Origin of the sequence: Chitinophaga sp. HK235 (assembly GCF_018255755.1) — a bacterium.
Taxonomy (GTDB): domain Bacteria; phylum Bacteroidota; class Bacteroidia; order Chitinophagales; family Chitinophagaceae; genus Chitinophaga.
In genome coordinates this window covers 1,640,032-1,666,574 of record NZ_CP073766.1, presented here as the reverse complement: position 1 = coordinate 1,666,574, position 26,543 = coordinate 1,640,032, and the positions used below count along the sequence as shown (strand labels likewise).

24 protein-coding genes are annotated in these 26,543 nt (G+C 47.8%); 9 read left to right on the top strand and 15 right to left on the bottom strand.

What is annotated here, in order from left to right:
* Positions 1-12 precede the first annotated feature (12 nt).
* On the bottom strand, positions 13-672 hold the full coding sequence (locus KD145_RS05315; protein WP_212004869.1) for a hypothetical protein: 660 nt from the start codon (positions 670-672) through the stop codon (positions 13-15).
* Between the two features lie 245 nt (positions 673-917).
* Between KD145_RS05315 and KD145_RS05310 the strand changes: the two genes are divergently transcribed.
* A complete protein-coding gene (locus KD145_RS05310; RefSeq protein WP_212004868.1) occupies positions 918-1,547 on the top strand; it encodes a hypothetical protein in 630 nt (209 codons plus the stop codon).
* Here KD145_RS05310 and KD145_RS05305 read toward each other — a convergent pair.
* From KD145_RS05305 to KD145_RS05290, 4 genes are all read right to left on the bottom strand, one after another.
* A complete protein-coding gene (locus KD145_RS05305) occupies positions 1,531-2,766 on the bottom strand; it encodes an RNA polymerase sigma factor (protein ID WP_212004867.1) in 1,236 nt (411 codons plus the stop codon). The two genes, KD145_RS05310 and KD145_RS05305, sit on opposite strands and share 17 nt — an antisense overlap.
* Positions 2,767-2,826: 60 nt before the next feature.
* On the bottom strand, positions 2,827-3,165 hold the full coding sequence (locus KD145_RS05300; protein ID WP_212004866.1) for a YciI family protein: 339 nt from the start codon (positions 3,163-3,165) through the stop codon (positions 2,827-2,829).
* Between the two features lie 100 nt (positions 3,166-3,265).
* The gene (locus tag KD145_RS05295; protein ID WP_212004865.1) at positions 3,266-4,624 is read right to left on the bottom strand and encodes a S9 family peptidase; all 1,359 of its coding nucleotides are present in this window, start codon (positions 4,622-4,624) and stop codon (positions 3,266-3,268) included.
* Positions 4,625-4,642: 18 nt separating this feature from the next.
* The gene (locus KD145_RS05290; protein ID WP_212004864.1) at positions 4,643-5,149 is read right to left on the bottom strand and encodes a GNAT family N-acetyltransferase; all 507 of its coding nucleotides are present in this window, start codon (positions 5,147-5,149) and stop codon (positions 4,643-4,645) included.
* Between the two features lie 93 nt (positions 5,150-5,242).
* Here KD145_RS05290 and KD145_RS05285 point away from each other — a divergent pair, with 93 nt between their 5' ends.
* The gene (locus KD145_RS05285; RefSeq protein ID WP_212004863.1) at positions 5,243-6,667 is read left to right on the top strand and encodes a PLP-dependent aminotransferase family protein; all 1,425 of its coding nucleotides are present in this window, start codon (positions 5,243-5,245) and stop codon (positions 6,665-6,667) included.
* A 69-nt stretch (positions 6,668-6,736) separates the two neighbouring features.
* On the opposite strand, the gene msrB is transcribed toward KD145_RS05285, so the two are convergent.
* Positions 6,737-7,177: a peptide-methionine (R)-S-oxide reductase MsrB gene (gene msrB, locus KD145_RS05280; protein ID WP_161964285.1), complete on the bottom strand. Its 441-nt coding sequence runs from the start codon at positions 7,175-7,177 to the stop codon at positions 6,737-6,739.
* 431 nt (positions 7,178-7,608) lie between these two features.
* On the opposite strand from msrB, the gene KD145_RS05275 reads away from it, so the two are divergent.
* From KD145_RS05275 to KD145_RS05255, 5 genes are all read left to right on the top strand, one after another.
* Positions 7,609-8,292, top strand: coding sequence for a response regulator transcription factor (locus KD145_RS05275; RefSeq protein WP_212004862.1), 684 nt, complete (start codon positions 7,609-7,611; stop codon positions 8,290-8,292).
* Positions 8,289-9,599, top strand: a complete 1,311-nt coding sequence (locus KD145_RS05270) for a HAMP domain-containing sensor histidine kinase (protein ID WP_212004861.1) — start codon at positions 8,289-8,291, stop codon at positions 9,597-9,599. The genes KD145_RS05275 and KD145_RS05270 overlap by 4 nt, the downstream gene beginning before the upstream one ends.
* A gap of 127 nt (positions 9,600-9,726) precedes the next feature.
* Positions 9,727-11,187 (top strand): TolC family protein, encoded by a 1,461-nt coding sequence (locus tag KD145_RS05265; protein WP_249219742.1) that lies wholly within the window; start codon positions 9,727-9,729, stop codon positions 11,185-11,187.
* A 71-nt stretch (positions 11,188-11,258) separates the two neighbouring features.
* The gene (locus tag KD145_RS05260; protein WP_212004860.1) at positions 11,259-14,531 is read left to right on the top strand and encodes an efflux RND transporter permease subunit; all 3,273 of its coding nucleotides are present in this window, start codon (positions 11,259-11,261) and stop codon (positions 14,529-14,531) included.
* Positions 14,532-14,590: 59 nt separating this feature from the next.
* Positions 14,591-15,724, top strand: a complete 1,134-nt coding sequence (locus tag KD145_RS05255) for an efflux RND transporter periplasmic adaptor subunit (RefSeq protein WP_212004859.1) — start codon at positions 14,591-14,593, stop codon at positions 15,722-15,724.
* A gap of 61 nt (positions 15,725-15,785) precedes the next feature.
* Here KD145_RS05255 and KD145_RS05250 read toward each other — a convergent pair whose 3' ends face one another.
* From KD145_RS05250 to KD145_RS05240, 3 genes are all read right to left on the bottom strand, one after another.
* Positions 15,786-16,175, bottom strand: a complete 390-nt coding sequence (locus KD145_RS05250; protein ID WP_212004858.1) for a hypothetical protein — start codon at positions 16,173-16,175, stop codon at positions 15,786-15,788.
* Between the two features lie 66 nt (positions 16,176-16,241).
* Positions 16,242-16,787, bottom strand: coding sequence for a hypothetical protein (locus KD145_RS05245; RefSeq protein ID WP_212004857.1), 546 nt, complete (start codon positions 16,785-16,787; stop codon positions 16,242-16,244).
* Between the two features lie 9 nt (positions 16,788-16,796).
* Positions 16,797-17,186 carry an Hpt domain-containing protein gene (locus KD145_RS05240; protein WP_212004856.1) on the bottom strand — a complete coding sequence of 130 codons (390 nt, stop codon included), beginning with the start codon at positions 17,184-17,186 and terminating at the stop codon, positions 16,797-16,799.
* 255 nt (positions 17,187-17,441) lie between these two features.
* Here KD145_RS05240 and KD145_RS05235 point away from each other — a divergent pair, with 255 nt between their 5' ends.
* Positions 17,442-19,253 (top strand): type VI secretion system Vgr family protein, encoded by a 1,812-nt coding sequence (locus KD145_RS05235; RefSeq protein ID WP_212004855.1) that lies wholly within the window; start codon positions 17,442-17,444, stop codon positions 19,251-19,253.
* An 84-nt stretch (positions 19,254-19,337) separates the two neighbouring features.
* Here KD145_RS05235 and KD145_RS05230 read toward each other — a convergent pair whose 3' ends face one another.
* The 4 genes from KD145_RS05230 to KD145_RS05215 all read right to left on the bottom strand — a co-directional run bounded on the left by KD145_RS05230 (position 19,338) and on the right by KD145_RS05215 (position 23,935).
* Positions 19,338-19,829, bottom strand: coding sequence for a MarR family winged helix-turn-helix transcriptional regulator (locus KD145_RS05230; RefSeq protein ID WP_212004854.1), 492 nt, complete (start codon positions 19,827-19,829; stop codon positions 19,338-19,340).
* Between the two features lie 19 nt (positions 19,830-19,848).
* The gene (locus KD145_RS05225) at positions 19,849-22,287 is read right to left on the bottom strand and encodes a TonB-dependent receptor (RefSeq protein ID WP_212004853.1); all 2,439 of its coding nucleotides are present in this window, start codon (positions 22,285-22,287) and stop codon (positions 19,849-19,851) included.
* 263 nt (positions 22,288-22,550) lie between these two features.
* The gene (locus tag KD145_RS05220; protein ID WP_212004852.1) at positions 22,551-23,021 is read right to left on the bottom strand and encodes a nuclear transport factor 2 family protein; all 471 of its coding nucleotides are present in this window, start codon (positions 23,019-23,021) and stop codon (positions 22,551-22,553) included.
* Between the two features lie 26 nt (positions 23,022-23,047).
* Positions 23,048-23,935 (bottom strand): LysR family transcriptional regulator, encoded by an 888-nt coding sequence (locus KD145_RS05215; protein ID WP_212004851.1) that lies wholly within the window; start codon positions 23,933-23,935, stop codon positions 23,048-23,050.
* Between the two features lie 84 nt (positions 23,936-24,019).
* On the opposite strand from KD145_RS05215, the gene KD145_RS05210 reads away from it, so the two are divergent.
* Positions 24,020-24,610, top strand: a complete 591-nt coding sequence (locus KD145_RS05210; protein ID WP_212004850.1) for a thioredoxin family protein — start codon at positions 24,020-24,022, stop codon at positions 24,608-24,610.
* A 116-nt stretch (positions 24,611-24,726) separates the two neighbouring features.
* Here the strand turns inward: KD145_RS05210 and KD145_RS05205 are convergent, their stop codons facing one another.
* Both KD145_RS05205 and KD145_RS05200 read right to left on the bottom strand, forming a co-directional pair.
* A complete protein-coding gene (locus tag KD145_RS05205) occupies positions 24,727-25,188 on the bottom strand; it encodes a hypothetical protein (protein WP_212004849.1) in 462 nt (153 codons plus the stop codon).
* A 65-nt stretch (positions 25,189-25,253) separates the two neighbouring features.
* On the bottom strand, positions 25,254-26,234 hold the full coding sequence (locus KD145_RS05200; protein WP_212004848.1) for a tol-pal system YbgF family protein: 981 nt from the start codon (positions 26,232-26,234) through the stop codon (positions 25,254-25,256).
* Between the last annotated feature and the right edge of the window lie 309 nt (positions 26,235-26,543).

Sequence of the window (26,543 nt, the reverse complement as noted above, 5' to 3'; positions counted from 1 at the left end):
ATATACAATCCATCACCACTTCCTCCCCGTATTATACGCCTGGTAAGCTACCGGGCTGATAGCCTCGTCTGCTTCCAGTGTCAGGTATTTTCTTATTTTTTCTCCTTCCTTGTGCGGAAGATGCAGAAAGGTAAGAAACCGGTACGGTCTTTTACTGAAATTACCATGGTTATCTTTTGTGATATTCAGCCCTATCCGGGGAACGGAAAATATAGCCGCCTCAATGGCTCCGCGGCCAATAGATTGTTCTATCGGTACCAGTCCGAAGTGTAACGGAGTAGCTGCCCATACACTGCCGACATGCTGAAAAATTTCAGAACATACTTTTAAAGGGCCGGAGGTAGCGTTGTCTTTGGAGGGTACTTCGTGCCCGTTTGCTACGGCAGCGATGCCCTGGATCATGATGCCACCAAAAGTATGCTGGCCGCTGAGGGTGATGTCCATTCCGGAGCCATGGAAGTTCCATTCACCGGAACTGCCGGACTGTTCATGTGTTGAGGCGTAGGGATCGTTATGTTGCCTGCTGTTGTAGTAAAACTCACAATCCACGATCCGGTAGTATTGATTCCTCACTTTAAAAAGATGCCTGTTCATCAGTGTTTCGGCGATATGCCGGAAGGATTCAAGGCAACTGTTATCATTTTCATCATTAATATAGAGTAAGTCCTGCATGTTTTTTTCGGCGAAGAAAGGGATAACTTTCAATACCAACAAGGCTTTCGGTAAAGATGGGTGTTGCAGAATGGGAAGATAAAAATTGAGGTGATGATGGTGTTGTCTGACAGATATCCGGAGAATCGTGGGGAGTCAGGAATTATATTTTTAAAACAAAGAAGTTTGATGGAGAGGGGATAACCTTCCGTTGCAGACCTGTCAATGGTTTTAGGGAAAAGGATATTTTCTGTTTATTTTGCAGTATGATGGAAAGAAAACAGGAGATAGACGAACTACGTACATACTTTCCCGTTGGTATCCGGCATGCGCAGATGCTGCTTAGCAAAACGAATGGTGACGTGGCTGCTGCAGCGGCGTTGTTTAAGGCCGAAATAAAGGCTGTTGTCCTGGGCAAAACGGATGCTTCGCCGGAATTGGTGCAGCAGCAGCTGGAACAGCATCAGTATGATATTGCCAAAACATTGGCAGGCATAGAGGAAGCCCGTTTTACACTAACGGAAAGGATATTGCGTAAATACAAAAACGATCACGAAACAGCCCTTGACAAAATTTGTCTGGCTATTGAAGAAGCAGCGCAGCTGAAAAGAAACTACTGGTTACCGCTGGATGAGCTGAAACAACAACTGCATCCCTGTCCATATTGCCTGATGGTCGTGAGCGAGTGGTTGTCTTTTGAAGGCTGGGAAGGGTTTGATGTGGCCTGTAGTTTTTACCCCGCTGTTGTTACAGAAGAGATAACTGCTACCCTGCAACTCCCGTTGGTGGCAGCCGCCATCCTGAAGGCTGATGAAGCAGCCTTTCAGCAACATAGAGCGCAACTGATACAAAAACTGTATACGATGGTGGTGCAACAGGTCACGCAGTTTCCCTGAGCAGTTCTATTTTATGGGTGATTACTTTTTTGTCAGCAGCTGAATGGCTTAATGTAAGGGCTTTCTCAAGAGAAGCAATGGCTACCTTGTTATCTATGCCCGCATATAATTCGCCCAGAAGCAGATGATATTGGTAATGATCATTCAGCTCCAGCTTGCGGGCTTCCTTAATGGCGGCCTCTTTGCTGTTGGCACGGGAGAGGGCGTAGGTCCTGTTGAGTGCGGCTATAGGAGAGTACTCTACTGTCAACAGATGATTATAGAGTTGCAGAATATTTTCCCATTTCTGAGGAGTGTTTGCTTTGATGGTATGCCAGTAGGCAATGCCTGCTTCGAGGTGGTATTTGGTAAGGGTATTCCCTTTGGATGCCATGTTCAGAAAGTATTCTCCCTGCCGGATAAGATCATCATCCCACAGGCTGGTATCCTGGTCGTCATATAAAACGGTGTCACCGCTGGCATCGGTCCGCGCTTCAAAGCGTGAAGCCTGGAAGCTCATCAGGGAAAGCAGCGCATTCACGGAAGGGGCATTGGTGCTCTCATTTTCTGTCAGCAGGAAAGTGAGGCGCATGGCTTCCAGACAAAGCTCTTTACGAAGTGAATGATCATGGCTGGCAGAAAAATATCCCTCGTTAAACAACAGATACAAGGTCCTGAGTACAGCGTCCAGCCGGCCGGCTATCTCTGCTTCACCCGGAAAGGCAATGCTGATCTGTTCTTCCCTTAGCTTCTCCTTAGCCCGCAATAGACGTTTGTTGATAGTATCTTTATTGGTGAGAAACGCGTCTGCTATTTCATTGATACCAAAACCACACAATACACGCAGGGCCATCCCTATCTGCGACTCTACCGAAATAGCCGGGTGGCATACGGCAAACATCATCTGAAGCTGGCTGTCTTTGATGTTCTGGGCAGACAGATCTATGTCTGGTACTTCGCTGGTGGCGGCCCGGTTTAATTGTACTGCTACCTTCTCCTGAAATACCGCCTGATGTTTCAGATGGTTCTTTGCCTTGTTTTTGGCAACCGTGTACAGCCATGCAGCCGGATTTTCCGGCAAACCCTTAATACCCCAGGTTTCGGAGGCAGACAAAAAAGTGTCACTGGCAATATCCTCGGCAATATCCAGATGTTCAAATCCCAGCAGTTTGCACAATACAGCGGTGATCTTACTGTATTCCGTCCTGAACAGATGGGGGAGCAGTTCTTTTTCTTCCATAACAAAAAAGCCTATGTAATACTGCAATATTACATAGGCTTGTTGATTTTAAGCAGATGATTATAAAATACTGATTTCTCTTACTTCCACATTACCGCCCAGTTGCAGGATAGGGCATCCGCTGGCGAGTTCCATAGCTTCTTCCATGGAAGCGGCTTTCACCATGGTATAACCACCCAGGGCTTCCTTGATCTCTGTATAAGGACCATCTGTTACGACGTTACCTGGTCTTAATACTTTACCATTTGGTTCCAGTCGGTTTCCACGGTCTGCCAGCTTGTTCTGTGCAGCGATACTGCCAATCCAGTCCATCCATAATTTGGTAGTGGCCTGCATTTCTTCCGGTGAACGTTTTGGCAGATTAGTATCATTTCTGAATAAAAACAAAAAATTCTTCATGGCTTTAAAATTAAAAGGTTATATCCAGATAACAACTAGTTGCAACAGAATAAGACAGGTTTTGGACAAAATTTTTGAAATTTCTTCAAAAAACTGAAAATCAGTGTTTTGAAGAATGCGTGAACTGCAAGGCTTCGCCATACTGTTTGCGGATTTCCCTTGTCAGTATCCAGTCTTTCAGCAAATCAAAATAACCGGGTGACTGGCGGCCCAGTGCCACCGGGCCTTCCGGCGTATCTTTCATTTCGATGATACCATGGTCTGCGTGAGGGAAAATAACGAGGTCTATGTTTTTACGCTGTACCAGATCTTTCTTGAGGGCAGCAATAGTGGCTTCGTTGGGGGCTTCGGTGTCCTGGCCGGCAACAACCCATAACATCGGAACGTTTACCTTTCGGAAGGCGGGCAGCGGATCGTAGTCCAGGGGGATGTCCACAGGGAAGATAGTTTTGATGGAATCCAGCTGCTTCTTGCTGGAGTTGAGAATGATGCCGGTGTAATCGCCTTTCAGGTCCTTATACCATTTCTCCTGACTGTAGCGGGCTTTCAGGGCTGCGAGTTGTTCCAGGCCGCCGGCGAATTTTGTACGGGCCACCTGGTCGGTCGCTTTTACCACTTCCATGGCCTGTGCGATCTCTTCTTTGCTATAATGCTGCTGGTGTAAATCGTGCAGCACTTCCTGCCTGTTCTCTTCCCGGGGCGGTATCAGCAGGCTGTAGCTGGCAATGAGGAAATCGGTTTTTGTCAGGGAGGCGGTGAGCGGAACGATCCAACCACCCTGGCTTTCGCCCATCAGACCCACCGGGAGGCCTTTTACAGCGGGCAACTGCCGTACGGCCTTCACAACTTCCGCCATATCGGCGGCCAGTAGCTCAAAGTTGGCGCTCAGCCGGCCGGTAGACTTACCGGTACCTCTTTTATCATATACCAGTACGGCAATGTCGCTCAAAGGCAACAGGTGCTGCAGATAGTTATAATATACAGCCGATTCCCCTCCTGAGCCGAAATGTAATACCAGCACGGCACGAGGCTTATTGTTGGGAGGCAGGTGCAGCTCTCCGTAAAGGGTTACTTCGCGGCTGGTGACATGTAAGGGTATAACCGGGAAGGATATACGTTTTCCGGTAGTGGTTTTATCCTTTTCCCGCAGGGTGATTGTTCCGTCAGCGCAATTGCCGAAGCGGGCAAAAACGTCCGGATTTTTCGGGTTGGCCCATCCCGGCCCGGACTGATAGCTGCTGTCCGGTTGTCGGAACAGTCTGCCGCAAGTGCCGTCTGTACGGCGGTAGCGGAGGTCCGGCAGATAGGAGGGAGAGATGATCAGTTGGCTGCCGTCACTCATGGCATAAGCACCGCTTTTGCAAAAGGAGAGGCTGTCGGCTTCCTGAGCCTGGGCCCGGCCGGATGGCAGCCAGCTGCTAAGGAAGGCTGCCAGTAAAGGTAGATAGTAAGTTTTCATATAGCGGAAAGATAACTGTTACAGTTTGATTTCAAAAATACTGAAGCCTCCATTCCGGTAATGCGCCGGCAAGCCCTCCGGATCAGGGATCGCTCTTACACCCATATAGGTGAATCCGCAGCTGACATAGTAGTTGTTGAGCCGCTCATTGCCGCTGCCGGTGTCCAGTCGCAGATACTGACGCTGATGCTGCCGCCCATATGCCTTGGCCCATTCTACAATATGTTTCACAAACCCGCGTCCATGATAATCCGGATGGGTAGCAATACGATGTATGTACAACGAGGGCTCTTCGTCTTTCTCTCCCCATATCAACGGATCATTAAAAGTGGTGGCAAACACACATACGATCCGGCCGTCCACCACCAGTTTCCATTGTCTGTTTTCCGCGATCTCCTTTTCTACCATCTCCCTGTCAAAACCTTGCCATACCCGGATAAAGCGGGATGCCTGGAACTTGGTGCCCTCATCATAAAGGTGAAAAATGGCGTCTATGTCTGTGCTGTGGCTGTTTACTATTTCCATGGCGATATCTGTTTTTTTATCACTGTTTCCTCAAAATTATTTACTTTCAGGAAACTGTAACAGATACAGAATTTGAATATTTTAGTGTAACAGATGAAAGACTTTCAATACATTGATATCGCCAACAGGATAGAAACCCTGATCAATAATGATACCTACCCGTTGGGGGAGAAACTGCCTTCATTGCGTGTAGTAAGTGATCATTTTAAAGTCAGCGTAGGCACTGCTTTAAAGGCCTATGCTTTGCTGACAGACAAGGGGCTGCTGTCTGCCCGTGAGAAATCGGGTTATGTGGCGCTGCGTAAATCAGGGGCTCATGGGGATCTTCCCGAAACAGCCACCACAGCGCCTGCCGTCAGGGAGGTTAATGTCAGCCGTATCATCGGCAAAATGCCGGTAGATGCAGGTCCTTATCCGCCGGGGTTTATCTCTTTCTTCAACGCTTCGCTGGAAACGCATATGATCCCGTTCAACGCCATCCGGCGTAGCCTGCAGAAAGCTTCCCGCGACCTTACCGGTCTGCACCTGCAATATGAATCTACTTACGGTAACCAGACTTTAAGGGAACAGATAGCGCGGCTTTCCTTTTATTGGAATGGTGCTCTCGCTGCAGAAGATGTGCTGGTGACCAACGGTACGCTGGAAGGGCTGTGCCTGAGCCTGCGGGCCGTCACCCGACCGGGCGATACAGTAGTGGTGGAATCACCCTGTTATTACGGTATCCTGCAATGCCTCGAGCAACTGGAGCTGAAAGTGATAGAGCTGCCCTGTGATTCGGAAGAAGGGATCAATCTGCAGCAGCTGGAAGAAATTGTAGCACAATATGACATCGCTGCCTGTCTGTTTACCTCCAACTTCAACAACCCCAACGGCGTGGTGCTGTCTGATGAAAAGAAACGATGGATCGCAAACTTTGCCTGGGAGCAGCAATTGCCTGTTATCGAAGATGACGTATATGGAGAACTGTATTTCGGTGCCACAAGGCCCACCACTATCAAAACCTATGATAAACATGGTTGGGTATTGTTATGTGCCTCTTTTTCAAAAACGGTGGCATCCGGCTATCGCATTGGCTGGTGTGCGCCGGGGCGATTTATGGAGAAGGTGGCGCAGTTAAAAGCCACCACCAACATAGCCACCGCTTCGGTATTACAACTGTCACTGGTAGATCTCCTTACCAGCGGCACCTATCAGCGGCATCTGCGGAAACTGCGTCCCCTGCTGCATCGGCAGGTATTGCTTACTGCTCAGCATATTGAACAATATTTTCCGGAAGGTACGCGTATCAGTCATCCTGATGGGGGAATGGTATTGTGGGTGGAGCTGGACAAACGGATAGACGCCCTCAGGTTGCAGAAGATGGCACTGGACAGTCAGATTAATATAGCACCCGGACCGTTGTTTTCCAGCACAGGCGGCTTCCGTAACTATATCCGTATCAGCTGTAATAAAAACTGGAATAAAAATATAGAGCAGGCTATCCGAAAACTCGGTCGTCTCATCAAAACCATGATGTAAAAAATCCCCAACCGCTATAAAAATGGCGGTAGTCTGATCGGCGTATATGCCAGACCGTAATCAGTCCGGTTATTGCTCTGGCTCGAAGTCCAGCGATACAGAGTTCATGCAGAATCTTTTGTGTGTGGGCGGAGGTCCATCGTCGAAGATATGCCCCAGATGCGACTCACAGCGTCCGCACATCACTTCGGTCCGGTGCATGCCATGGGAGTTGTCTTCCCGGTAGATAACACTGCCAGGACGGATTGCTTCAAAGAAGCTGGGCCATCCGCAGCTGCTGGCAAATTTAGCATCGGAACGGAAGAGGGCATTACCACACACAGCGCAATAATAAGTACCTTTCACATCGCTATCCCAGTATTTACCGGAGAAAGGCCGTTCAGTAGCCTGTTCCCTGGCCACGGCGTAAAGTTCCGGTGGCAGGACCTTCTTCCATTCAGCATTGCTGACATGCAGTTTCTCGGTGTCTGTACGGGAATAGTACGGATTGGCGGATGCGGCGGTATTCATAGTCTGCGTTTTTTTCTGCTGACTCTGACAGGCAGAGCCGGTTATCAATATAGCCGATAAAGCTAATATAAAAGATACTGCTTTCATAACTATGATAGATCTGATGATCCTTGATGCTCTGATGAGCGTAGATCAATGCGAATATAAAAAATTCGCCCTAGTTTTGTAACGATTTACTTATGATAAATATAAATCAGTATTAAATAAATAAGATAAAAAAAATATATGGTCTTCGCTCATGAGGAGCAGCAAAAAACATCAAACCCATCACAGTTCAAGATTGCTTCAAAATTCCGCCATACATTAGCATTTTATCAATATTTTAAAACCCGCTGATCTTCCGCTAATCAGGAGTGTCAAGGATCATCTGATCCATCACAGTTACAGGAGCATCAGCAAGCATCAAAAGAACAACTTTCGGTATCACAGTTATGAAGGTGTTAGTTGTAGAAGATAATAAGGAAATAGCCAGCAGTATTCACGATTTTCTGGTAAGGGAAGGATATATCTGTGAGCTGGCATATAGTTTTGATGAGGCACAGGAGAAATTACTGCTTTATTCTTACGATTGTGTATTGCTGGACATTATGCTGCCGGATGGGAATGGGCTGGAACTGCTGAAATTCATGAAGGAAAAGGGTATTCAGAGCGGCGTACTCATTATCTCGGCCAAAGACGCCATGGACGATAAAATCCGCGGCCTCGAAGGTGGGGGAGACGACTACATCACCAAACCTTTTCACCTGCCCGAACTGCATGCCCGTCTCAGGGCTATCTACCGCCGCAAACAACTGTCAGGCAGTAATATCGTCACATTCAATGAGATCACACTAAATACCGATACGCTGGAGGCAACCGTACACGGCAGTCTGCTGGACATCACCCGTAAGGAATTTGACCTGCTGCTGTATCTGGTGGTCAACAAAAACAGGGTCCTCTCCCGGCAATCCATCGCCACCCATCTCTGGGGCGACTATACCGATAATTTGGCTAATTTTGACTTCGTATATCAACATATTAAGAATCTTCGCAAGAAAATAAGCGCAGCGAACGGAGCAGATTATATAGATACGGTATATGGCCTTGGTTATAAATTTAATTCTTCCAAAACATGAAGCTGGTCGATAAGTTCACCTTGTGGTTTATCAGTGTGATCGTGATTACAACACCTATCACTTCCTATATTTGTTTGAATAATATAGAGAAGAAGATTGATGATGTGGAAATAGCTAGGTTGAAAGCAGTGAACGAACACACTGCCGCCAGGTTGGGAAATGGCATTGCGCCCGGTCAGTTACGGGACACTTCACCAACCGTGGTGACACAGCTGGCGGCGTTGCCCAATGACAGTGTGCTGATCAGAAAAGATCCTGACCCGGATGGTAACCGCCACAGTCTTGAAAGCAGGCTTACCGTCAACTCCTATTATACCGTCAATGGTAAACATTATCAGGTGACCTCTTCCAGTTATATTCCGGCTTCCCGCCAGATACTCAACGCCATCCTGGATACCGTGGCCTGGAAACTGCTGCTGATCATCCTTTGTGTGGCCCTCTCTGCCCGTTTCCTGTCACAGCACATCCTGCACACGCTGCGACAGACCATGAAAAAAATCCACAACTTCGACCTGAAAAAGAAAATAGCCTTCCCGGAAACGAATACTGTAGAGTTCAAAGAGCTTAACACGTTCCTGAAGAAAATGACAGACAAGGCCGTAGATGAATATACCGCTGTAAAGGAATTCAGTGAAAATGCCTCCCACGAGCTGCAAACACCGCTGGCAGTGTTAAGGGGCAAACTGGAACTGCTCAGCGAATCTGATATCGATGAAGGTCAGGCAGCGCTGATTGCCGATATGCATCATGCTGTGGAGAAGCTATCCAAAATCAACCGCTCGCTGATATTGCTGTCCAAGCTGGAAAATAATGAGTTTGCGGTTTCAGAGCATATCAAATTCTGCCGCGTGGCCAAAGATGTACTGGCCGCCTATGAAGACCGCCTGGAAATGAAGAACATCGAGGTAAAGCGGAATCTGGATAAAAACATCCTGCTGAAAATACATCCTGTACTGGCCGACATGCTCATGAATAATCTGTTGGGCAATGCTATCCGTCATAATATACAGGACGGTACCATCGATATTATTCTCACCCATAAAAAGCTGGTGATCAAAAATACAGGCCTTCCACCGGAAACCCCGCCGGAAGAGCTGTTTGAACGTTTCCGTAAAAGCAACCAGTGTAGCGAAAGCGTAGGGCTGGGGCTGGCAATTGTAAAACAGATCTGTGAGGTATGCGATTTCCGCGTGTCTTACCGCTATAAAGCACCGCTGCATATCCTGCAGGTAGATTTCTGCCCGGATAGTGTGATCGATGAAGCGTTACAAGATAAATTTGAAGCGGCCGAAATGCAATCCGCATAAAAATATTCCCTGGCCACCGTGTTTGTGGGTGGTCTGAAAGTTAGTACAGGAGAGACTTTTAAAGAGCCTCTCCTGTTTTTTTTTGCTTTTTGGTAACAAAAGTTGACTACTTCAAAATTGCTTCAAAATGATGGAGTCATTTTGTATCCGGAATATCAACTTTAGTTATACCATGCTGCAAAATTCTCCCTACATGATTGGAAATAAACGATGGCTGATCCTGCTTTTGCTGGCCGGTGTGTTTGCAACACCCGCAAAAGCACAGCAGGTACTGACACTCAAGGATGCTATACAAACGGCTGTAAATAATTATGGTACCATTAAGGCCAAATCCAGCTATGCAGCAGCTTCCAAAACGAGCGTGGAACAGGCCAAACGGGACTATCTCCCTAATCTGAACGTATCGGCGCAACAGAATTACGGTACCATCAACGGCCAGAACGGGCCATTGTATGGCTTTGGCGGATTAGGCGTTGCCTCTTCCGGTGCTGCTATGCCCGACCAGAACTGGAATGCCGCCTTCGGTGGTTTATACCTGACTAATATTAACTGGGACTTCTTTGCTTTTGGCCGCGCCAAGGAAAAGATTAAAACAGCCCAGGCCGTGGCAGACCGTGACAGTAAAGACTGGCACCAGGAAATCTTTCAGCACGAAGTGAAGGTGGCTGCTGCTTATTTAAACCTGGTAGCAGCGCAGAAGCTGACGCTGTCTTATCAGAAAAACCTGAGCAGGGCAGACACCTTCCGGCAGGTGGTAGTCACCCGCGTAAAAAACGGACTGAGTGCCGGAGTGGATTCCTCACAAGCCAATGCCGAAGTGTCCAGCGCAAAGATCGCACTCACCAGAGCTATTGACTTTGAACAGACACAATCCAATCTGCTGGCCCAGCTGATGGGTGTACCACCAGCCAGTTTCAGCCTCGATACTTTTTTTGTGTCCCGCGTGCCGGCGTTCCTCAGCGATACATCCGATGTACAAAACCATCCTTTGATGCAATGGTACAAAAGCCGTATCGCGCTGAGCGACGAACAGTCCAAATACTACAAAACCTTCAGCTACCCCGTGTTTTCACTGGTGGGCGTGATGCAGACAAGAGGCTCCGGTTTTGAGCCGGGATACGGTCCGCTGAAATCAGATGCCTATACGCAAGGGTACTGGGATGGCGTAAAACCTACCCGCACCAATTATCTGATAGGCGTTGGCGTTACCTGGAACCTTACACAGCCGCTGCGCATCTCCAAGCAGGTGAAAGCGCAGAAGCAGATCAGTACAGGGTTGCAGGCAGAATATGATCTGACTGGGCAACAGCTGCGTGCTCAACTGCAACTGTCAGATACTAAAATTGCCAATGCCCTCGACAATTACCGGGAAGTGCCTGCACAGGTAAAAGCCGCTTCAGACGCCTACCTGCAGAAATCTGTCCTCTACCGCAACGGACTTACCAATCTGGTAGATGTGACACAGGCGCTGTATGTGCTCATCAGAGCGGAAACAGACAGAGACATCGCCTACAGCAACGTGTGGCAGGCCCTGCTCCTGAAAGCTTCTGCCTCCGGTGATTTTAACCTGTTTCAAAAAGAACTCTAACGGTTGGATATAGGTGGCCGGCATTTAAAAACTGCCGGCCACAGACAAATGACATTTCATAAACAGATAGTATGAACCTTATTCGTTTCGCACTTCGTAAACCCATCACCATCCTGGTGATGGTGGCGGGCTTGTTCTTCTTCGGTATCAAAGCGGTCACCACGATCAAAATTGATATCTTCCCGAAGCTGGACATGCCGGTGATTTATCTCTCGCATCCATTTGGTGGATACACTGCCACCCAGATGGAATCTTTCTTCGGTAAACAATATATTAATATCCTGTTGTTTGTAAACGGGGTGAAAAGTGTGGAAACGAAGAACATACAAGGATTGACGCTGATCAAAATCAACTTCTATCCCGGTACCAACATGGCCCAGGCGGCCGCTGAGGTGAGCGCCTTCTCCAACCGTATCCAGGCCATCTTTCCACCTGGCTCCAATCCGCCTTTCATCATCCGTTTCGACGCCTCTACCTTGCCGGTAGGACAATTGGTACTCAGCAGTGACAAACGCAGCAACAACGAACTGCTCGATCTGGCCAACGTATATGTACGTTCTTCTTTTACCTCCATCCCAGGCCTGGTAGGCTCCACGCCTTTCGGTGGTAACATGCGCACTGTGGTGGTAAAGGCAGACCCTGAATTGCTGCGCTCCCACAACATGACACCAGATCAGCTGGTGGAAGCCCTGCGGCTCAACAACCAGACCGCGCCTTCCGGAAACGTACGTATCGGCACTAAAAACTATATCACGCCTGCCAATACCACTGTCAAAACAGTAAAGGATTTTGAAGATATTCCCTTGTTTAAAAACGGTGTACAGAACCTGTACCTCCGCGATGTGGCCACAGTAGAAGATGGTGCCGACGTGAGCACCAGCTATGCGCTCATCAACGGTAAACGTTCTGTATACGTGAGCATCGCCAAAGCAGCCGACGCCTCTACCTGGGAAGTGGTACAGAACCTGAAAAAGGCAATGCCCAAAATACAGGCCCAGCTGCCCGAAGATGTGAAACTGAGCTACGAATTTGACCAGTCCACTTATGTGATCAATTCCGTAAAAAGCCTGTTGTCAGAGGGTGTGATCGGCGCGATCCTCACTGGTTTAATGGTGCTGTTGTTCCTTGGAGATGCCCGCGGCGCGCTGATCGTTATCCTCACCATCCCTACCTCCATCATCTCCGGTATCCTCTTCCTGAGCCTCTTTGGTCAAACGATCAATATCATGACCCTGAGCGGCCTGGCACTGGCCATCGGTATTCTGGTAGATGAAAGTACCGTGACGATCGAAAATATCCACCAGCACCTGGACCTGGGCAAACCCAAGTCCCTGGCCATCTGGGACGCCTGTAAGGAAATCGCTTTCCCTAAACTGCTCATCCTCTTCTGTATTCTGGCCGTATTTGCACCTGCCTTTACCATGGGTGGCATACCCGGCTCTCTGTTCCTGCCGCTGGCACTGGCTATTGGTTTCAGCATGATCGTGTCTTATTTCCTGGCACAAACTTTTGTACCGGTGATGGCCAACTGGATCATGAAAACCAAACACCACAAAAAGAAAGACGGCTCTGTAATGAACGACCAGGAAGAGTTTGCAGCTTGCGGTCTCACTCCTGAGGGAGAAGGGAATACCTGGGGTCAGAAAAAAGCTTTGGTGGAAAGGGAAGACAGCAACCGCGACGGAAAAATCAGCCGCTTCGAAAGGATACGTGCCCGTTACCTCCGCTTTATAGACCGCATGATGCCTTACCGGAAAATAATCGTAACCGCTTATCTGCTCATCGTCGGACTGATCGTCGTGTTCCAGATGGGCATCATCGGCAGGGACGTACTGCCTAAAGTAAACGGTGGCCAGTTCCAGGTAAGGCTGCGCCAGCCGGATGGTACCCGCATCGAGGAAACAGAGAAAAAAACCATAGAAGTAGTCAATGCGGTCAACGATATCGTTGGTAAAGAAAATGTGTCCATCACCTCCGCATTTGTGGGTACACACCCGCAGCTGTTCTCTACCGCGCCTATCTTCCTCTGGATGGCAGGTCCGCATGAATCGGTAGTGCAGGTGGCCTTAAAAGAAGAATATCATACCAATCTCGACGAGCTGAAAGATAAGATCAGAGACCGGGTAAATAAGATAGACCCTGTCATGAAACTTTCCTTCGAACCCATCGAGCTGACCGATAAAATATTGAGCCAGGGCTCACCTACACCCATCGAGGTACGTTTTGCCGGAAGAAATAAAAAGGTGAACGAAGAGTATGCCAGGAAAATGGTGGCGAAGCTGAAGGAAATCCCTTACCTGCGTGACGTACAGCTCGGACAGTCTGTTAACTACCCCGCGCTCAACATCAATATCGACAGGGTAAGGGCGGCACAGCTGGGTGTAGACGTAGGCGATGTTTCCCGCTCACTCATTGCCAGCACATCCTCTTCCAGGCTGACGGAAAAAAATATCTGGGTGGATGAAAAAGCCGGACTGAGCTACAACGTACAGGTACAGGTGCCGGAAAATAAACTGGCTTCCCAGAATGACATAGGAGAGATACCTTTGCTGAAGAATTCATCCAGACCTATCCTGAGTGATGTGGCCTCTATCAGTCCTGAAACCACCTATGGAGAAAATGACAATCTGGGTGCCCTGCCGATACTAACGGTAACGGCTAACCTGAATAAAAAAGACCTGGGTGCTGCATCGAAAGATGTGCAAAAAGCCATTAGCTCCCTGGGTGAGCTGCCACGCGGGCTGAACGTGGAATTGATCGGGATGAGCAGTACGCTTATTGATACCCTGGGTAGTTTGCAGGGAGGTCTGATGGTAGCGGTAGTAGTGATATTCCTGATGCTGGCGGCCAACTTCCAGTCGTTTAAAGTATCTGCGATCGTACTGGCCACTGTGCCGGCTGTACTGCTGGGATCATTATCACTGCTGATGATGACCGGTTCTACGCTGAACCTGCAATCTTACATGGGTATGATCATGTCGGTAGGGGTATCTATCTCCAATGCCGTACTGTTGATCACCAATGCAGAGCAGATCAGGAAGACCAACGGTAATGCGATGGTATCGGCAAAGGAAGCAGCCGCACTGCGTATGCGCCCTATTGCGATGACAGCATTAGCCATGGTGGTTGGTATGATCCCGATGGCCAGCGGGCTGGGTGAAGCCGGCGATCAGTCATCACCACTGGGCCGTGCCGTAGTAGGAGGGCTGATTGCCTCTACTTTTGCAGCCCTGTTCATATTACCGCTGGCATTTGCCTGGGGACAGGGAAAAGCCACTACACAAAGTGTTTCGCTTGATCCGGAAGATGAAGAAAGTATACATTTTATTCCCATGAAAGCATAACCGGAAAAGCAGTCAGTATAAATAATACCATGAGAATCACAGGAAATAAAAATCGTTTTATGAAACCAGCATCAAAATTTGCCCTCATATTTTTATCCGTTGGCGTGTCTGCTGCCGCCCTGCAAAGCTGTGGCTCTTCAGAGGCCAGGGATGACAAGGAGCACAAGGAAGGAGCGGCCCCCGCTCCGGCCCTGGAGGCCTTTACCCTGCAACAGGGACAACTGTCATCTTCAATAAAAATTCCAGGTGAATTGGTAGCTTTCCAACGGGTAGACCTATACGCTAAAGTAAGCAGCTTCGTCAGAAAATTATATGTAGACGTAGGTAGTGAAGTGAAGGCAGGCCAGCTGCTGGTGACCATGGAAGCGCCCGAGCTGAACTCCCAGCTCTCCGGAGCCGAGTCCAGACTCAAATCCCAGGAAGCTATCTACCTGTCCAGCAAAGCTACATACGACCGTTTGCTGGAGACCAGCAAAACCCCCGGTACCGTTTCTCAGAACGACCTCGATATCGCTTACGCCAAACAGAAGTCAGACCTGGCACAGCTGGAGGCGGCCAAAGCGTCTTACCGCGAAGTGGGAGATACCCGCAACTACCTGGAGATCAGGGCGCCGTTCAGTGGTGTTATCAGCAAAAGAAATGTGAGTGCCGGCGCCTATGTAGGCCCCGCAGGCAAAGGCTCTGATTTGCCGATATTTACCCTGCAGGAGCAGAAAAAGCTGCGTCTGGTGGTAAGCATCCCCGAAGCATACAACAGTTATCTCAGCCATAGCAGTGAAGTGAAATTCACTACCAAATCCCAGCCCAATGAGGTGTTTACCGCTAAAGTAAGCAGGCTCTCAGGTGCCCTCGATGAAAGACTGCGTTCCCAGAGCATCGAGATGGACGTGACCAACGAAGATAAAAAACTGCTGCCCGGCATGGTAGCTGAAGTAGCTATCCCGCTTACCGGCAGCGACAAGGCTTTTGTAGTGCCCTCCAAAGCGGTGCTCAATTCCACCCAGGGCGTATATGTGATCAAGGTAGTGAACAGTAAAGCCGTATGGGTGCCGGTAAAAACAGGCCGCAAGGCAGATGACCAGACCGAAGTATTTGGCGACCTATCCATCAATGATACCGTCATTAAAATAGCCAGTGAGGAAATCAGAGACAGCTCAGTTATCAAACATATCAACGTGACAGGCATTAAATAACAGCCCGGAACTTACACTGGCATATTTTAATTAGCCCTCATGCAATGGCATGGGGGCTTTTTTATGACAATGAAAGGGAAAGAAGTTTGTTGTTAATGTCGTTACGAATCTGTTTAAACAGCATATCATAGAACATAATAGGAAGACTCAGTAGCCGGTCATACCTGTATTCATGAAATCGGTACCGGTCGGCGTAATAGTCTTGTACAGCATAAGAGCAGGTAATGTAAATGACGCAGCCGGGATGCAGTTGATGGATAGTATGGGTGGCCTGTTTTACGATATTAAAATCCCCCTTTCTGTTATGGCAGTGTAACAAAACAAAATCGGGGAATTGATGTCCGAACCGTTTTTCAAAATCCTCTGCGACTTCAATACTGGAGGTCTGTATCCCTTCTCTGGTAAAGATACGCGTCATTATTGAACCGAAGGTAGGTTCCAGGCTGATCATACATTTTAGGTCGGAGAAAGTTTGTGGATGGGCTGCTACCATACTGTTAATTGACAAAGTAATAGGTTACAAGTGGGCTTGCTCCAGCGACTGACGCATCTGATGAACAGACCGGGCGAGGCCCTTGCAGAGCTGGTCCTGGTCGGAAGTGACAAGGTTAATCGCCTCCAGCAGGTTTTCAGGATCATATTCACAGGATGATTCCAGCTCGAGGATAATGTTCAGCAGACCACTTTTTACAAGATGAGCATGACCTCCATAAGGCGTACTGTCGAAATAGGACCTGGAAGCGGAGTAACAATTGATCAGTTCTTCCCGGAGCAGATGAAGGGTAGCTGCTTTCCTTTTTTTACTCATGTTGTGGGAAGTATAAATAAACACCCGCAGCTGGTCTTTGGTACGTTGCACAACAGATATGTATTGACGCAGCGTGTTGTCCAGCTGATTGATATGGGCCGTACTGGTATTTAAAAGGTAATCACTAACCTGTTTTTGCCGGGCATCTTTTTTCTGCAACTGAAATAGTTTCCGTTTGCTGAAAGCATTGAATATTGTTGTGAAAACGGAAGTAAGGCTTTTTAAAGCACTGGTACCGATGGTTGAAAAGTCCATATATAGTTTTTAATGACTACTGAGGTATAATTTCATTCTGTTTATTTCCTCACGGACATAGGGTATGGCTGCTAACATGGCGGATTGTATATCATAGAAATCGGCAGCCGCTGTAGCAGTATTCTTGAATAGTAATTGGGTTTCCAGTTGCTTTATGCGGCGGGAAAGTGGTAGAAGTCCTACCATACTCATATCGGGCTTCAATCTGTGCAGATGGAATCTCACACGGTCCCAGTCAGCGGCTTCCACATATGTGCTGATACTGATTAAGTCGGGAGTAGTCGCGTAACAGACTATTTCAAACAAATCTATCGCGTATGAAATGTTGTTCGCATATAGTGCCTGTAAAAAATCATTATCAAAGTACTCGCTGAACTGGAAAACAGGGTCCTTATCCATGGATGATCATATTGTAAAAGCAATTTGCATTTTGATCGGAAAAATTCTGTTTATAGCATCGTAAATTATTGGGATTAACAAATAATAATTATATTTATTCTTAATGTGATTTTAATTATTTTAAATGACTTATCTTAGGACTCCAAAGCAATAGGATGTTATTTGATTAAACCATTTCTTTACTATGACCAGATATTTGTCTTAACCCGTTCGTTAGTAACCAGCAATCATTCATCAGTTTAATCCTGCGTTAACATGTCTTTATACACCCGGACCACCTTTACCATCGGCGAAAACCGTTTTTCCTCTTTTCATTCCCTGCGGCTGTCGCAGACCATTCAGGGGCATCATACATTTGAGATATTGATTGGTTATGACTGGCTCTCACAGCTGGGCGAAGGCCTGTTTACTGCCGGTAGGGAGTTCCTCGGAAAAGAGATCAGCATTACCATTGAGCCGATAAAATCGTCATCAGCTTATAAACCGGTGCAGTTCAACGGGATTGTGACCGGTATCAACACCGGTAAGGAAAGCGATGGCACCCATGGTTTCTGTATCGTTAAAGGATACAGCCCCACTATTCTGCTGGAAGATGATCCCCATATTGCCAGCTTTGAAATGAAATCCCTGCAGGAGATTGTATCCCAGGCGATGAAAGGAGCAAGTCCCTACTGCAGCTCCCCATCCATCCATCCTAACACTGGCGGAGCGCTGAAATATATAGTACAATACAAGGAAACTACCCAGCATTTTCTGAAACGCCTGGCAGCCCGCTATGGCGAATGGTATTTCTACGACGGACAAAAAATCATATTCGGCGATTATACCCCGCAGGAAACGGCGCTGACCCATCAGGTAGACCTGGTCGATTTTGACCTTGGCCTGGAAGTACAGCCCAACAATACCCGGTTTACCGGCTATGAATACCGCCGTAACCAGGTAGTGGAAAATGAAACCACTGCGCAGCCCTCCGGAAAAATGAACCAGTATTCTGCCCATATGCAGGAGGTGAGCGACCGCTTATACCGCAAAACCTCCCTGTACAAGCTGAATCACGGCTTCGACAGTGCTGCCAAGGAAACAGTGGACTACTCTACCTTCCTGCAGAAAAGAGGGAGCCAGGCCCGGATGGTGGTGCTCAAAGGTACCAGTCAGCATACAGCTCTGCGTATAGGCGATATCGTCTCCATCAATGAAAGTGTATTCGGCGCAGCCAACCACGGCCAGTTTGTGGTAACCCGCCTGGAACATATGTGTACGGAAAACGGCCTGTATAAAAATACCTTTGAAGCTATTCCGGCAGATACGGCCATGCCTGAAATCAACCTGCAGCCCTTAACAGGCTGTGAGCCGCAAAGCGCCATCGTTACTGACAACAACGACCCCAAAGGACTGGGCCGCATCCGCGCCCGCTTCCGCTGGCAGCAACAAGGCTCCACGCCCTGGATCAGGCTTATCGCTCCCCATGGCGGCAGTGGTAAAGGGTTTTATTTTGTGCCTGAACTCGGGGAAGAAGTATGGGTAGGCTTCGAAAATGGCAATCCGGAAGCTCCCTATGTGATGGGCACTGCCTATAACGGTGACGCCAAAACGGACTACGGCGATGCGCAGAACAATATCAAAGCTATCCGCACCCGTAGCGGCCACACCATCCGCCTCGATGATACCGACGGCGCCGAAAGCATTACCATCACCGATAAAAACGGTAACGTCATCCAACTGGATACCGCCGGAAAAAATATCCATATCACCGCGTTGGAGTCTATTAACCTCAACGCTAAAAATATTAATCTGGTCGCTTCAGAAAATGTAAGTATGGACGCCGGCAGGAATGTGGAAACCACCGCTGGTGCCGATGTGAAGGTGACCGCCCTTGATGACTATACGCTGACGGCCACCAACATCAGTGAAGAAGCCCATGAAGACATTACACAAACAGCCCTTGACGCCATGAAGATGCGTTCCGCCACCATGAGCATGTATACCACCCTCGGTGATATCAAGATCATCGGCAGCGGCACCACCATCCTGCAAGGCAACAAAATGGTCAAGATTTCAAAAGGCTAATCCCAGCCCAATCTCAACCTAATCTCAGCCTCAATAAATCAAATATAGCCCAGGACTTTAGTCCTGGGCCGCTTATAAAATATATCAAATATCAGATTGTTCGAGCAGGCTGATTTTGATCCTTTTGTACATGCTCTTCTGGTCAAGCGCCAACTCCAGTTCATTCAATACCTGCAGCATGTTTGCACTGGCTTCCTCCAGCCATTTCTTATTCTCTTCCCGGATCACGGTCAGTACAGGGCCGAGTTTTTTATAGGTCTGTTTACCGGCAGCTGTCAGGGAAATCAGCCTTCTGCGCGCATCTTTGCTGTCGGTAGTGGTCTTGATCAGCCCATGTGCAAGCATCTGCTCCACAAACTGCACTACCGCCGGATGGGTGAGCTGCAACGATTCAGATATCTCTGTAATGCCCAGTTGTTTTTGTCTGACAAGTAGTTCCAGAATCAGGTACCATCGTGCTTCAAAGGCCAGGCCGGCTTCTTTATAGATCCTGCTTACATCCTGCGAAAGGCGATCGCTCAGCCTTTTCAGACGGGTGGCCAGTGCCAGTTCTTCCAGTTCATTAACGAGATTCATGGAACTAAGATATCAATTTTTACCCGGCCCTCCGCTTTTCCTCTTCTGCTCCACCGGTCTTTTTGTTGCTGCCATTACCGGTGTTATTACCGAATTTATAATTGAAGGTAAGGGTCAGTATGCGGGAATCCCGGCGCTGTAAAAAAGTCTCACCGTAACCAGTCAGGCGGGTAGAGGCCAGGGCACGGTCAGTGTAAAAAATATCTGACAGGTTTAATTTGACAGATGCTTTTTTATGCCATAACTGCCGCTGAGCGCCGATGTTGACATACCAGTGTTCTCTCAGCTCCAGAAAGCCATAATTGGCCGGACTTTCAAATATGGCGCTGATCTCTGCGGTGGTATTGGCATCGAAGGTGATGGTGTTGGTGGAATTAAAGTTGAAGGTAACCTTACCGGAATTGAGTCGGGTATTGGCCAGATCCCCTTTGTACTCTCCGTAATATACCAGCGCATTGTTGGTGCTATTCAGCCATTTGCCAACGGTAAATGGTGCGCCAAAACTGAAGTTGTAATAGTTGTACCGGGCAAGGTTACGGCCTGTCTGGATAACGCTATTGGGCTCCGCATCCGGTGCCAGTACAATGATGATGTTGTCTGTTGTTTTACTGAAGCCTATTTTGGTAATATACTTTTCCCGGAATGTATGGGTTAGCTCAAAGGAATGGGTGATCTCCGGGTCCAGGTAAGGATTGCCTGTAGAGTAAGTCAGTGGGTCCAGGAATACCTTGAATGGATTCAGCTCTCTGTAGGAGGGCCGGTGGATGCGGCGGCTGACCGACAAACCCAGGTCATGTGTTTTATTGAAAGTATAACCAATATAGCCGCTGGGGAAGAGCTGTGTGTAGTGACGATCAAAACTCTCTTTGTTGGTGATCTGCAGACCTTGCGCATTGGTATTTTCCACTCGCAGTCCTATCTGTATATTTAATCGGGACCATTTTTTGGATGCGTTGAGATAGGCTGCATTGATATTTTCATCGTAACGGAAGTGGTTACTTTTGCCTATATCCAGTACATCGGTGCCGTTGCTTCTGTCAAAGAACTGTACATCATTGTCTGTCTTTACCCAACTGCTTTTGATACCGGCTTCCAACCTTGCCCCTATGCTTTTAAGTGGTTGGGTGTAATCCGCTTTTATGGATTTGATGTTCAGGTCACCCCGAAGGTCGCCAAACAACAGATAGGAAGGTTTGGAGGGATTGGTATAGGAGGTGGTGTAGTTTTGAATTTCGCCCGAGCTAAAACCGGCGTAATCCAGGTCTATTGTTAACTCTTTACCAGTGGTGTCTATTTTATGTCTGTAGTTAAGGTTGATGCTCTTGTTATTTCTGCCGGGATGATTATCACCGATAGTCAGGAAATTGCCGGCTTTCTGCCCTTGTGCATCAAAAGACTGTGCAACGCTGTATGAACCGATATTATTATTACCGAAGAGACCATTGGCAACAATACCAATCACAATATCAGGCGTTAGGTTGTAGTCTGCTCCAATACGCGCGTTGTGGTTGTTGAAGCGAAAATTGAATAAATTGTCATAGTTGTTTCCCCCCGTATAGTGGTCACTGTTATCGTAGAACTGTCGCTCAATGTTCAGTTTCTGGAAGTCGCGCCGGAATGAATAGCTATAAGCCCCGAAAACATTGAGTCTGTTGAATTTACTGTTGAAATTGAGTGATGGGGTCAGTCTGGAGTATTTACCCTGACCATAGCTGAGGGATACATTACCGTTTGTGCCATTGTTGTTCCCTTTTTTGAGGCGGATATCAATAATGCCGGAAGTACCTGCAGCATCATATTTGGCAGAGGGGTTGGTAATCAGTTCTATTTTTTCGATCTGGTTGGCAGACAGACTCCGGAGCAGGTTGGCCAGCTCCTGTCCTGACATGGGTACCAGTTTGCCGTCTATCATGAAGAGCACACCCTGACGACCGCGCATGGCGATATTGTCATTCTGGTCTAAGGTAATACCTGGCGCTTTGGCCAATACTTCAAGGGCGGTGCTGCCGGCTGCTGAGATGGAGCCGGCTACATTGAGAACTGTTTTGTCGTACTGCTGCTGGATGAATGGTTTGGCTGCCACCACATTGGCCTCGCGCAGGGTGGTGGAGGTAGACTGTAACCTGATAGTGCCCAGCTGAATGGTCTGATGCAGCGTAATGGGGGCCGACAGCCAGGGCGCATAGGCCATGCTTTGAGTGGCCACCAGGTATTCGCCGGCTGGTATACGATCGAAGTTGAAATTACCTTGTGCGTCGGTATATTCCAGTTTGACCAGTTTTTTGTCGGCTGCTGTCATCAGCTGTACTACTACATCTTTTGCAGGACTGTTGTCTGCTGTGGCGAAAGTGCCTTTAATCGCGTAGAATGCAGGCGTGGCTTGTGAGAATGCATTATTTATGTAAGTAGTAACATAAACTAACATGACAAAGGCATAAATGGATAATCGTTTCATCATTTGGGGAATATTGAATTTTGGGTAAAAGTAGTACGAATAGTTTCGTATACAAATAGGTAATAGTAACTACTAACATAAATCTTTATTACCGGTGGCAGGACCGGATAAACGGTGTGGGGAAGATAAAAAACAGACGGGGGGATGTATCAAAAGTAAATAAGCCCCCTGAGAATTACTTAAACGATGATATATCTCAATAAAACGAGGCTGCATCATACTTTGATACAGCCTCGTTCTAAAAGTGTTTTATAAATGAGTACAGGCTATTGTCCTGCCTTTTCCTCTTCTACGCAGGCATCTTTGCGGCGGGTGTCAATGACATACTGGATTTTCCATTTCCCGTTGAGTTTTACGAGCTGAAATACATTGACCCCACAGTGATGGAACTGGCCTTGATAATAATAACGATAGGGTGTCCAGACGGATGCCAGGGCTGCATCGATATGTATGGCTCCGTAAGTGATCCGTTCATCGGCATCTCCTTTGGGCGTTTTACCGATCACCTCCGCAAAACGGGCCACGGACACGTTTTTGACTTCCGTTTTTCCATTTTCGCTACTGATGGTCTGGAATACTGCATTAGGGGAGAAACATTCCTTTAATGTGGCGCTGTCGCTGTTGTGCATAGCGGTAAATAATTTATCTACAGCATGTTTTACGGCGGCTGTGTCGGACTGGGCTTTGAGGGAGGCGGTTGCCAGCAGGCATAACAGGGTAACGTATAGGTAACGCATCTTTTTTTGCAACTAAAGTAAGTTATTTATTCCGGTTTGAAATGTTGCCGGATGTGACTGATAAATTGCCGGATCAGCGGATTTTGTTTGTCCAGGTAGGCGGCTTTCCAGGTGCGTTTGCGCAGTGGTGACTTCAGTGGCAGGGTCACGAGGTCCCTGTTTTTCAGATAGGGGGCGATGGCCCAGTTGGCGAAGATACTAATGCCCATGCCGGCGTGGATCATTTCCACGATGGCTTCTGTCAGCTGCAGCCGGGTGATGCTGGCAGGAGGTGATTCCCGGAAGAACTGCTGCAGCACACTGTAGGCACCGGATTCTTCGGCCACATCATAGGCCAGCAGGTTTTCGGTGGCAAAATCTTCGGCAGATAATGATTTGCGGCCAGCCAACGGATGCCGGCCGGGCAGTACCGCCACCAGATTGTCGGAAAATAAAGACTGGGTCTGAATGGCCGGATGGGAGGCCGGGTTACTGATGATGGCCAGGTCCAGCTCCCCGTTCATCAGATAGGTCAGTGGCTTCTGTGTGGCCGCCACTACTATCGATATCTCCACTTCTGCATGCAGGGCCCTCAGCTGACTGATAATACGCGGCAACCAGTGATAACTGGTATAACACTCCGTACTGATGCGCAGGCTGTGTACCCGGCCTTTGCGGCAGGCCTGTATGTCTTCCTGCAGCCGGGTCAGTTGTGGTAATATACTGGTGGCACTCTCCATGATCCTTCTGCCGGCAGGTGTCAGCAACAGTTTTTTGTTGACCCGCTCAAACAACTGCATGCCTGTCCGCTTTTCCAGGTCTTTCAACTGATGACTCAGTGCACTCTGTGTCAGAAACATTTTATCAGCAGCACGGGTAAGGGAACCTTGTTCCACAATATGTGCTACCAGCTGAAGATCATTGGTTGTGATCATGAGAGATTTTCATCAAAAATAAGAAAACTATTCATTTTTATAATGGATGTAGTGCTGCTACCTTTGAATCATAAAATTCATTTTATGCAAACAACCGTAAAACACTTCACAGAACACAACGTGGATGAGGCGTTTAAACTGGCCAGGGCCACTAAAAAGGCTGTATTGATCGACTTCTGGTCTGTAGGCTGTAAAGGCTGCCAGCGGATGGAGGAACTTACCTACGAAGATGAGTCGGTACAGGAATACCTGGAACAAAACTATGTGCTGGTAAAATACAATACCGGTAATCTCACCAAGGCATTTTCAGACAAGTATCTGGTGCATGCCCTGATATGGACCCCGGCGTTGTTTATGTACACGCCGGATGGCCGTGTGATCCGACAGGTGGCCGGTTATCTGTCTCCGCATCAGTTCATCGCCGAACTGACACTGGGCAAAGCGATGCTGCAGGTACGCATCGGACAGCCGGCAGCAGCTATTCCTTTGTTGCAGGAATTGCCTTATAGCAGTGAATATCCTTCCCTGCATCAGGAGGCTTTGTATTGGTCTGGTGTGGCGGCGTTTTTTGCAGCTCGCAAGGATTTCGATGCACTGGTACCTTATTGGCAGGAACTGAGAAGCAGTTATCCCGGATCGGTATGGGCGGAGAAAGCAGATTTTCTGCCAGCGTAATGTTAACAGGGTGTAACGGTGAGGTATATACGTAGTAATTATTTGCTTGCCAGTAAACAACGATGGCCTGTGCAAACTGCTGCACAGGCCATCGTTATGGTATATGGCGTTGCGGATTACGGATTGGCGTTTTCCACGGCGCTCAGCATGTCGCTTATATATTTCTCCAGCTTTTTCTTATCAGCGGGATCCAGTTTTTCATCTGTTACTTTTTTATCGTATTCTTTTTTGAGGTCATTGAGCTTGTCCATATATTCATTAGCTTTTTTTCCGCTGTTGGTATTGACCAGTTTGGAAAGATACTTATGGAAATCTTCGGCCAGGCTTCGGGCGTTGGCTTTCTGGAAATCCGGCATGGCTATTTTCGACATCGCATGGTCGATATTGGACTGGATGGCAGCAACTACTGCGTTGACAGCGTTTGAATCGCTGGCAGCCTGTTGGGCAGCGGATGCGTCAGCAGCGTTGACTGCTTCATTTGCTTTTTCCCTTGCAGCTTTTTCATCTTTTTGTTGTGTATTCTGACAGGCTGAAGCTATTGTCAGTCCAGTGAAGAGCAGATAAAACAGTTTTTTCATGGAAATGATTTTAGATCAGGAATAGATGGTCCTGTAGGGAACAACCAATTCCGGCTAATTGTTCATCAGTGGCTTGTGGACTGGCTCTTCAGTTCCAGTTGGTGTTTTACCAGTTCAAGATATCTGGCATCTTCTTTTTCAAATATTTTTGTTCCCCCCAGCAAATGTGCCCGCATCAGGTATTCCCGGGCTTCATGTTCTTCACCGGTTTCGAGCATGATCTGGCCCAGCCTTAGCATGGTAAAGGCGTTGAGCGATCCGTTTTCTACAATATTGGATTTGGCTGCCAGCAGGTATTGCAGGGCTTCCTGGTATTTTTTCAGCATAAAGCAGGCATCACCGATAGCGGTGTTGAGCCAGCCGCTGTCGCTGAAATACTCTTGTGGAGAGGGAATGAGGTCCAGTGCCTGTATCCATATCCTGGCGGCCTTTGCATAGTTGCGTTCATCATAGGCTTCGTGGCCTTTGGTGTTTAATGCTTCGATCTGACGGGTAATATCGGTCGTTATCTCAGCAGATGTGGTGGCATGCCGGGTCCGTTCGGCCTGTATTACTTCCTGCTGAAAATACTGCTGGATGACAACTTCGTCATTTAGTTTGCCATCGGCAATGGCCCGGTAAAAACGCGGCATCCCCTGAAATTCGTGCATCCGCACCCCATAACGCCTCGCCATGCGGAAGATGGTTTTAGCCTGTGCCGTTTTTTGAAGATACAACAGGGAGGCACCCAGCAAAATATAAGGTTTGGTTTCCCTGATTGGCTCTCCACTGCCTTCTACATCTGCCGCCCACTGACCGGCCAGATTATGTGCTTCATGTAAACGACCGGCTGATAACAGGTAAGGGATATGATTGCTCAACACCAGATACGTATATTTGTTATCAAATTTGGGCTCCGGTACCAGTGCCCAGGCAGCTGCTGTAGTATTGGCTGCCAGCTGCACGTCAGATTCCCTTAACCCTTCTGCATCCCGTAGCAGATCATGCAGGATATTTGCTAGTTCGTCTGGTAAAACGGCGGTTTTTGCATTCTTTTTGGTTACCATAAATGACAGGGGATAATGATGTTGTTAACAAAGTTGAAAGGTAATATTTTTATTAATTGAAACAAGCGCTTTCCCGCAATTGATAAGGATTCTATCAGATTGACATCATCAGGTTTATTCGTAAAATATCACCGCTTAACGGTCAGTTAACACATAGTTAATTCAACACATGGTGTAAGTTTTCCTGCTTTTTGTTTCTTTAATGAGATATCTGTTTATCACCGTTTTTAACTTGTTTTATCACCGTTTTTCTTGTACCAGCGGGCATTTCATGTGATGCCCGCATAAAATGCTATCACATATGGTTTC